7 protein-coding genes are annotated in these 6600 nt (G+C 66.7%); all 7 read left to right on the top strand.

The genetic code is table 11. From position 1 onward, the window contains the following. Positions 1-286: 286 nt before the first annotated feature. The 7 genes from QX051_RS16190 (at position 287) to QX051_RS16160 (ending at position 6589) form a co-directional block, all read left to right on the top strand. Complete coding sequence (locus tag QX051_RS16190) at positions 287-616, top strand: metalloregulator ArsR/SmtB family transcription factor (protein WP_315776779.1); 330 nt, start codon at positions 287-289, stop codon at positions 614-616. Next, entirely contained in the window at positions 613-1092 is a 480-nt protein-coding gene (locus QX051_RS16185; protein WP_315776778.1) for an SRPBCC domain-containing protein, read from the top strand. Before QX051_RS16190 ends, QX051_RS16185 begins: the two co-directional genes overlap by 4 nt. Before the next feature lie 17 nt (positions 1093-1109). After that, positions 1110-1523, top strand: a complete 414-nt coding sequence (locus QX051_RS16180; RefSeq protein WP_315776777.1) for a GFA family protein — start codon at positions 1110-1112, stop codon at positions 1521-1523. A gap of 302 nt (positions 1524-1825) precedes the next feature. After that, positions 1826-2098, top strand: coding sequence for a hypothetical protein (locus QX051_RS16175; protein ID WP_315776776.1), 273 nt, complete (start codon positions 1826-1828; stop codon positions 2096-2098). A gap of 167 nt (positions 2099-2265) precedes the next feature. Further along, positions 2266-3027, top strand: a complete 762-nt coding sequence (locus tag QX051_RS16170; protein ID WP_315776775.1) for an ABC transporter ATP-binding protein — start codon at positions 2266-2268, stop codon at positions 3025-3027. After that, positions 3021-5387, top strand: coding sequence for an ABC transporter permease (locus QX051_RS16165; RefSeq protein ID WP_315776792.1), 2367 nt, complete (start codon positions 3021-3023; stop codon positions 5385-5387). Before QX051_RS16170 ends, QX051_RS16165 begins: the two co-directional genes overlap by 7 nt. A gap of 2 nt (positions 5388-5389) precedes the next feature. Then, positions 5390-6589 carry an efflux RND transporter periplasmic adaptor subunit gene (locus QX051_RS16160; RefSeq protein WP_409998105.1) on the top strand — a complete coding sequence of 400 codons (1200 nt, stop codon included), beginning with the start codon at positions 5390-5392 and terminating at the stop codon, positions 6587-6589. The last annotated feature ends 11 nt before the right edge of the window (positions 6590-6600 follow it).

The following is a 6600-nucleotide window of genomic DNA, read 5'->3' as shown; positions in this document are numbered from 1 at the left end:
CGGCGCTCGGCTATCGATCGCCTATTGAGTTCGAAGCCGCGTTCGCGCAAAACAAGGCACGATAGTCGTCGTGGCAACCCCACAGAAATTATCGTGTCTCACTTAAGGGGGGCAGTCCAGCACTGTCACCGTAACCGCTGTCACCGTAACCGCCGTAGCCGGCGTAACCGGGCATCTTGCGCGGCGGATGGGCTTGGCCGGTCCGCGGTGCCCCGGTCTTCCATGCTTGCTGTAATCGAATAAATTAGCATTGACTAATTGATTAGCGGTTGCTATTTGAATTCCCATGATCGAAGCTGAGATTGTCACCACCGTCATGCGTGCGTTGGCCGACCCCACCCGGCGCGCGGTGTTCGAGCGCATCGTCAATTCCGACGAGATCACCGTCGTTGAGCTGACCCGCGGCAGCACGGTCACGCAGGGCGCCATCTCGCAGCATCTGAAAACCCTGAAACAGGCCGGCCTGGTCTGCGAGCGCCCCGAGGGGCGCAATGTGTTTTATCGCGCCGAGCCGCGCGGCCTGGAGCCGCTGGCCGACTGGATGAGCCATTACGGCGTGTTCTGGCGCGACCGTTTCGCCAAGCTGAAAAACCTGCTGAAGGACATCGATCCATGAACCAAGCCGTGAATGCGGACACGCAGGCCATTGTGGTCGAGGACACCTTCCCTCATGCGCCCGAGGTCATCTGGAGAGCCCTGACCAGCGGCGAACTGATCGGTCGCTGGCTGATGGCGCCGAAGGGATTTGAGGCCGTCGTCGGCACTCGGTTCACCTTTCAGACCACACCGGCGGGCGAATGGGATGGCACCATTCATTGCGAGGTGCTGGAGGTCGTGCCGAACGAGCGGCTGTCCTACGCGTGGAAGGGCGGCCACGACAGCAATGTCGGCTACGGCGCGAAGCTGGAGACGGTGGTCACCTTCAGTCTTTCCAAGGCGGACACGGGCACGCGCCTTCGCCTGGTGCATTCCGGCTTCGTAATTCCAACCAACGACACCGCCTATCGCAAGATGAGCGAAGGCTGGAAGAAGGTCGTCGCCAATCTCGACCGGATCGCCGGCGAAGAGGCGTCGTCGAAACAGCTGCACTGATGCCAAAGGAGAACGGTATGACCCAGTCCTATGCCGGCGGCTGCGCCTGTGGCGCGGTTCGCTACGAGATCTCGGGCGAGCCCGCAATCATGCTGGACTGCCAGTGCCGGCAATGTCAGCGCGACAGCGGCACCGGGCATCAATCGCACCTCACCTTCGTCGCGGCGGAGGTGAAGATCGACGGCGAGGTCTCGCATTGGCAGAGCGTCGGCGACGGCGGCACCGTCAAGCGACGCGCGTTCTGCCCGACCTGCGGCTCGCACGTTCACCTGACATTTCCCGCGATGCCCGATGTGTTCATCGTTCCGCCGGCGAGCCTCGACGATCCCAGCCGCTACAAGCCGCAACTGGTGTCGTGGACTGCGGCGGGACAGGCCTGGGATCACCTCGATCCGGCGCTGCCGAAATTCGAGAAGATGCCGCCCAGGTGAGTTCGGTCGTTGGGCGTAGGAGGGTTGACTATCGACATTGTAGACCGCCCGTGTCTTCGTCCGCGAAGGCCGACGATCCAGTGCGCGGTGACGTCTCGGTCCAATATCTTCTGCTGCGGAGTACTGGATGCTCCGCTTTCGCGGAGCATGACAGCCGTGGAGATCGTGATATCTCGACCCAGCACCCGCCGCCGATCTAGAAAATCGGTCGTCGATTCACCAGAACCTGAGCCGTGCCACCGGGTTGTACTCGGCTGCAGTTGAGCTCTAGGATCGCAAGATCATCCCCCACTGGCGGTACGATGTCGCGATTTCTGAATTGGTTCTTCCGAAATCGCGCGACCGGCGAGATCACGATCGCCCAGATGCCGAACCCCGCTCTGTGGATCGTGCTGGTGGGCAGCCTCGTGGGCTGGGTTTGGCATCCGCCGGGTCAGGCAGGCGCCAATCTGGATTGTCTCGTCAAAGCCAGTCTCTTCGTCTGGGCGTTCGACGAACTCCTGCGCGGCGTCAATCCCTGGCGGCGCTGCCTCGGCGCAGCCGTGCTGGCGTATGTGATCGCGACCGCGGTTTAGTGGACATCAGCGCGTTGGCCACGTGATGATGTGCCCGCTTGACATGCATCAACGGATGACGATGGCTACCGACCGATGGTCGGTGGGATGTCATCCGATGTGGAAGATTCAGGCGTGAGACGTCTCGCACGTTCGATGCGGGCCTTTGGTGCAGGAGCCGCAGCCCGATGAGTTCGGCCGTCACCAACGACGGGGGCCCCGCCGCGCCTCCTGATCGGTCCGGCGCCACCCCGGTGTTCCGCGCCCGCAAGCTCTCGAAGACCTATCGGATGGGCGAGGTCGAGGTGCATGCGCTGCGCGACGTCGACCTCGACATCTACGAAGGCGAGCTCGTGGTGCTGCTCGGGCCGTCGGGGTCGGGCAAGTCGACCTTGCTCAACATTCTCGGCGGGCTGGACAGCCCGACCTCGGGCGAGGCGCAGTGGCGCGATCATCAACTGGTCGGCGCCGGCGATGCCGAGCTGACGCGCTACCGGCGAGAGCATGTCGGCTTCGTGTTTCAGTTCTACAACCTGATCCCGAGCCTCACGGTCCTCGAGAACGTCGCGCTGGTCACGGAGATCGCCGACAAGCCGCTCGATCCGCTCGAGGTGCTCAAGCTCGTCGGCCTCGAGCGGCGGATCGACCACTTTCCCTCGCAGCTGTCCGGCGGCGAGCAGCAGCGCGTCGCGGTGGCCCGCGCCATGGTCAAGGCGCCCGACGTGCTGTTGTGCGACGAGCCGACCGGCGCGCTGGATTATGAGACGGGGAAGGTCGTGCTCGCCGCGATCGCCCGCGCCAACGCGCAGCTCGGGACGACCACGATCATCATCACGCACAATGCGGCGATCGCCGGCATGGCCGATCGCGTGCTGCGGCTCGGCGGCGGGCGCATCGTCGGCGAGATGCGCAATGCGCGGCGCCTCTCGGCCGATGAGGTGCGCTGGTGAGCCTGCTGGACCGCAAGCTGTGGCGCGACATCGGCGCGATGCGCGGACAGGTGGTCACGATCGCGCTGCTGGTGGCGGCTGGTGTCGCCGTGTTCGTCGGCTCGGTCTCGACCTATTTGTCCCTGCGCGGCGGCTGCGAGCAGTTCTATGCCGACGGCCGGTTTCCGCAGATCTTCGTCACGCTGAAGCGGGCGCCGCTCGCGCTGGTGCCGCGGCTCAATTCCATTCCTGGCGTGGTCGCGGTCGAGCCGCGCATCGTGCGCGAGGTCATCGTCGATTGGCCTGCTGTCTCGCAACCGGTCTCGGCCCGCCTGGTGTCGCTGACCCATGCCGGCGACGAGCCCCTGGCGCGGTTGCATCTGCGCCGCGGCACGGCACCCGAGCCGGGCGCCGCGCGCAGCGCCGCGGTCAACGAGGCGTTTGCCGACGCCAACGGCGTCAGGCCGGGCGGCGAGATCCGCGTGCTGCTCAATGGCCGGGTGCAGGGCTTCCGGATCTCCGGCATCGCCCTGTCGCCGGAATATGTCTACGCGGTGAAGCCTGGATTGCCGATTCCCGACGATCGCCTCTATGCCATTCTGTGGGTCGACCGGAGCGCGGCCGAGGCTGCCTTCGACATGAAGGGCGCATTCAACGACGCCGTGATCGCGCTCGCCCCGGGCGTCGATCCCAAGCCCGTCATCGAGGAGCTCGACCGGCTGCTCGAGCCCTATGGGTCGATCGGCGCGATCGCGCGGCGGGACCAGCCGTCGAACCGCTTTCTCGAGGACGAGCTGAACCAGCAGAAGGTGATGTCGATCACCATTCCCATCATCTTCTTCGGTGTCGCCACATTCCTGCTCAACGGCGCGCTCGGGCGGCTGGTCGCCGCGCAGCGCGAGCAGATTGCGGCGCTGAAGGCGCTCGGCTTTCCGACGCTGCTGCTCACCTTGCACTATCTCAAGCTGATGCTGGTCATCGTGCTGATCGGATCGGCGCTCGGCATCGCCGGCGGCTTCGGCTTTGGCCATGCCATGATTGCGAGCTATCAGGGGTTCTTCCGTCTGCCCGAGCTGCCATTCCGGCTGGCGCCATGGGCGGCGGTCGCCGGCGTCGCGATCAGCGTCGCGGCCGGCGCGTTCGGGGTCATCACGGCGCTTCAGGAGGTCGTCGGCCTTGCGCCGGCGGAAGCCATGCGGCCCGCGATGCCGCTGGCGTTCCGCCGCTCCTGGATCGAGCGCATCGTGCCGGGCAGGGCGTTTGGCGCGCGGCGGATGATGATGCTGCGCAACGTCGCGGGGCGGCCGTTCCGCTCGCTGTTCACCATCATCGGCATCGCGTTCGCGGTGCCGATGATGGTGCTCGGGATCTTCTGGCGCGATGCGATCGGCGACATGATCGAGCTGCAGTTCAACCTGGTCGAGCGCGGCAACGCCATGATCACCTTTGTCCATCCGGTCGACCGTGCAGTCCTGCGTGATCTGGCGCGCCAGCCCGGCGTGCTCGCGGTCGAAGGTCAGCGCATCGTTCCGGTGCGCCTGCGCGCCGGGCATCAGAGCTACCTGACCTCGGTGATCGGGCTGGCCGCGACGGACCAACTGCGCCGGCCGCACGATTCCGCGCGCCGTCCGATCGTGGCGGCGCCCGATGGCATCACGCTGACCCGGCGCCTTGCGGAGCGCCTGGCGCTGAGCGCAGGGCAGATCGTCACGGTGGAGGCGATGGAAGGCCGTCGCCGGCGGCGCGACGTTCCGGTCAGCGCCATCGTCGACGAGGCGGTCGGCATGGCGTCCTACATGGATATCGACACGCTCAATCGCTTCACCGGCGAAGGCGCGGCGGTCTCGGCGGCGAGCCTCCATGTCGAGCCGGCGGCGCTGGCTGCGCTCGGTGCGAGCTTCAAGACCATGCCGGCGATCGAATCGGTGACCATGAAGGCCTATGTCATCGCATCGTTCATGGAGAAGATCGCGGGCCTCGTGTTCGTCGTCGCCGGCATCCTGACCGGCTTCGCCGCGATCATCACCGTGGGCGTGGTCTACAACAGCGCACGCATCAGCCTGCAGGAGCGCGCCTGGGAGCTCGCCAGCCTGCGGGTGCTCGGCTTCACCCGCAGCGAGGTCGCGGGCATCCTGTTCGGCGAGTTTGCGCTTGACATCGCGGTCGGGATTCCGCTCGGCCTGTTGCTGTCGCGCGGCGTCATTGCGCTGATCGCGCACCTGCATTCCAGCGAAAGCTTCCAGATTCCGGGCGTGATCGCGCTGCAGACCTACCTGATCGCCACCGCGGTGGTCTTGGCCAGCGCCGCGATCAGCGCCATCATCGTCCGCAGGAGGGTCGATCGGCTCGATCTGGTCGCGGCCCTCAAGACCAGGGAATGAGCATGCGTCCCGTGTTGCGCCGCCTCGGCATCGTGTCAGCGTTCCTGGCGGCCGCCGCCGTCATCGCCTGGATGGCGATGCCGGGCGCAGTTCCGGTGGAGACGGCCGTGGTGACCAAGGGGCGGTTCGTTGCCACCGTCGATGACGACGGCAAGACGCGGGTGCGCCAGCGCTACGTCGTGGCCGCGCCGCTCGCCGGCAGGCTGGGGCGCATCCGCTTCAAGGCCGGCGACCAGGTCAAGGCGGACGATGTGGTTGCCACCATCACGCCGGCGCCAGCGCCGCTGCTCGATCCGCGCGCCCGCCGCGAGACCGAGGAGCTGCTCGGCGCGGCAGAGGCCAACGTCGAGCGGGCCAAGGCGGTCGTGGCCCGAGCGCAGGCGCAGAGCGCGCAGGCAAGCGCCGATCTGGCGCGTACCACGGCCCTGGCCGCCAGCGGAGCGGCGACCGCGCAGGCGCGGGAGCGTGCCGAGCTCGCGATGCGGATCGCCGAGCGTGACCTGCGCGCAGCCGAATATGTCGACCATGCCGCCGAGCACGAGCTGAGCCAGCTCAGAGCGATGCTGGTGCGCTACGGGAGCAAGACCGATGCCGATGCGCCGGCGGATAGTTGGAGCGTGACCGCGCCGGTCGGCGGGCTTGTGCTGAAGGTGACCCAGGAAAGCGAAACGACGGTGCAGCCGGGTGCGGCATTGCTCGACCTCGGCGATCCCCACGATCTCGAAGTGGTCGTCGACGTGCTCAGCACCGATGCGGTCGAGATCCGTCCCGGCGCTGATGTCACGATCGATCGCTGGGGCGGCGCCGGCCGACTCTCTGGGCGGGTTCGCCGGGTCGAGCCGGCGGCGTTCACCAAGATATCGACGCTCGGAATCGAGGAGCAGAGGGTCAACGTGCTGATCGACATCGTCTCGCCGGCCGAGCAATGGCAGCGGCTCGGCGATGCCTATCAGCTCGATGCGCAGATCGTCGTCTTCACGCAGGAGGATGCGACCATCGTTCCGACCGGCGCGCTGTTCAAGCGCGGTGACGACTGGTCGGTGTTCGCGCTGAAGGATGGGCGCGCCGAGTTGCGCACCGTCCGGCTCATTCGGCGCTCAGGCCGGTTCGCCGCCGTGGCCGACGGCGTCGCCAGCGGCGATGTCGTGATCATCTATCCTAGCGACCGGGTGGCCGACGGCGTCAAGGTCGCGCCGCGCTGACCTGCGGCGCC

Origin of the sequence: Bradyrhizobium sp. SZCCHNR1053 (assembly GCF_032381235.1) — a bacterium.
GTDB lineage: Bacteria > Pseudomonadota > Alphaproteobacteria > Rhizobiales > Xanthobacteraceae > Bradyrhizobium.
Note: the sequence above shows the minus strand (reverse complement) of the source record. Positions and strands in the feature narration are given on the sequence as shown.

What these genes read in the sequence shown, in the direction of transcription:
- QX051_RS16190 (WP_315776779.1), top strand. Translation starts at nt 287, where the DNA reads ATGATCGAAGCTGAGATTGTCACCACCGTCATGCGTGCGTTGGCCGAC.
- QX051_RS16185 (WP_315776778.1), top strand. Translation starts at nt 613, where the DNA reads ATGAACCAAGCCGTGAATGCGGACACGCAGGCCATTGTGGTCGAGGAC.
- QX051_RS16180 (WP_315776777.1), top strand. Translation starts at nt 1,110, where the DNA reads ATGACCCAGTCCTATGCCGGCGGCTGCGCCTGTGGCGCGGTTCGCTAC.
- QX051_RS16175 (WP_315776776.1), top strand. Translation starts at nt 1,826, where the DNA reads ATGTCGCGATTTCTGAATTGGTTCTTCCGAAATCGCGCGACCGGCGAG.
- QX051_RS16170 (WP_315776775.1), top strand. Translation starts at nt 2,266, where the DNA reads ATGAGTTCGGCCGTCACCAACGACGGGGGCCCCGCCGCGCCTCCTGAT.
- QX051_RS16160 (WP_409998105.1), top strand. Translation starts at nt 5,390, where the DNA reads ATGCGTCCCGTGTTGCGCCGCCTCGGCATCGTGTCAGCGTTCCTGGCG.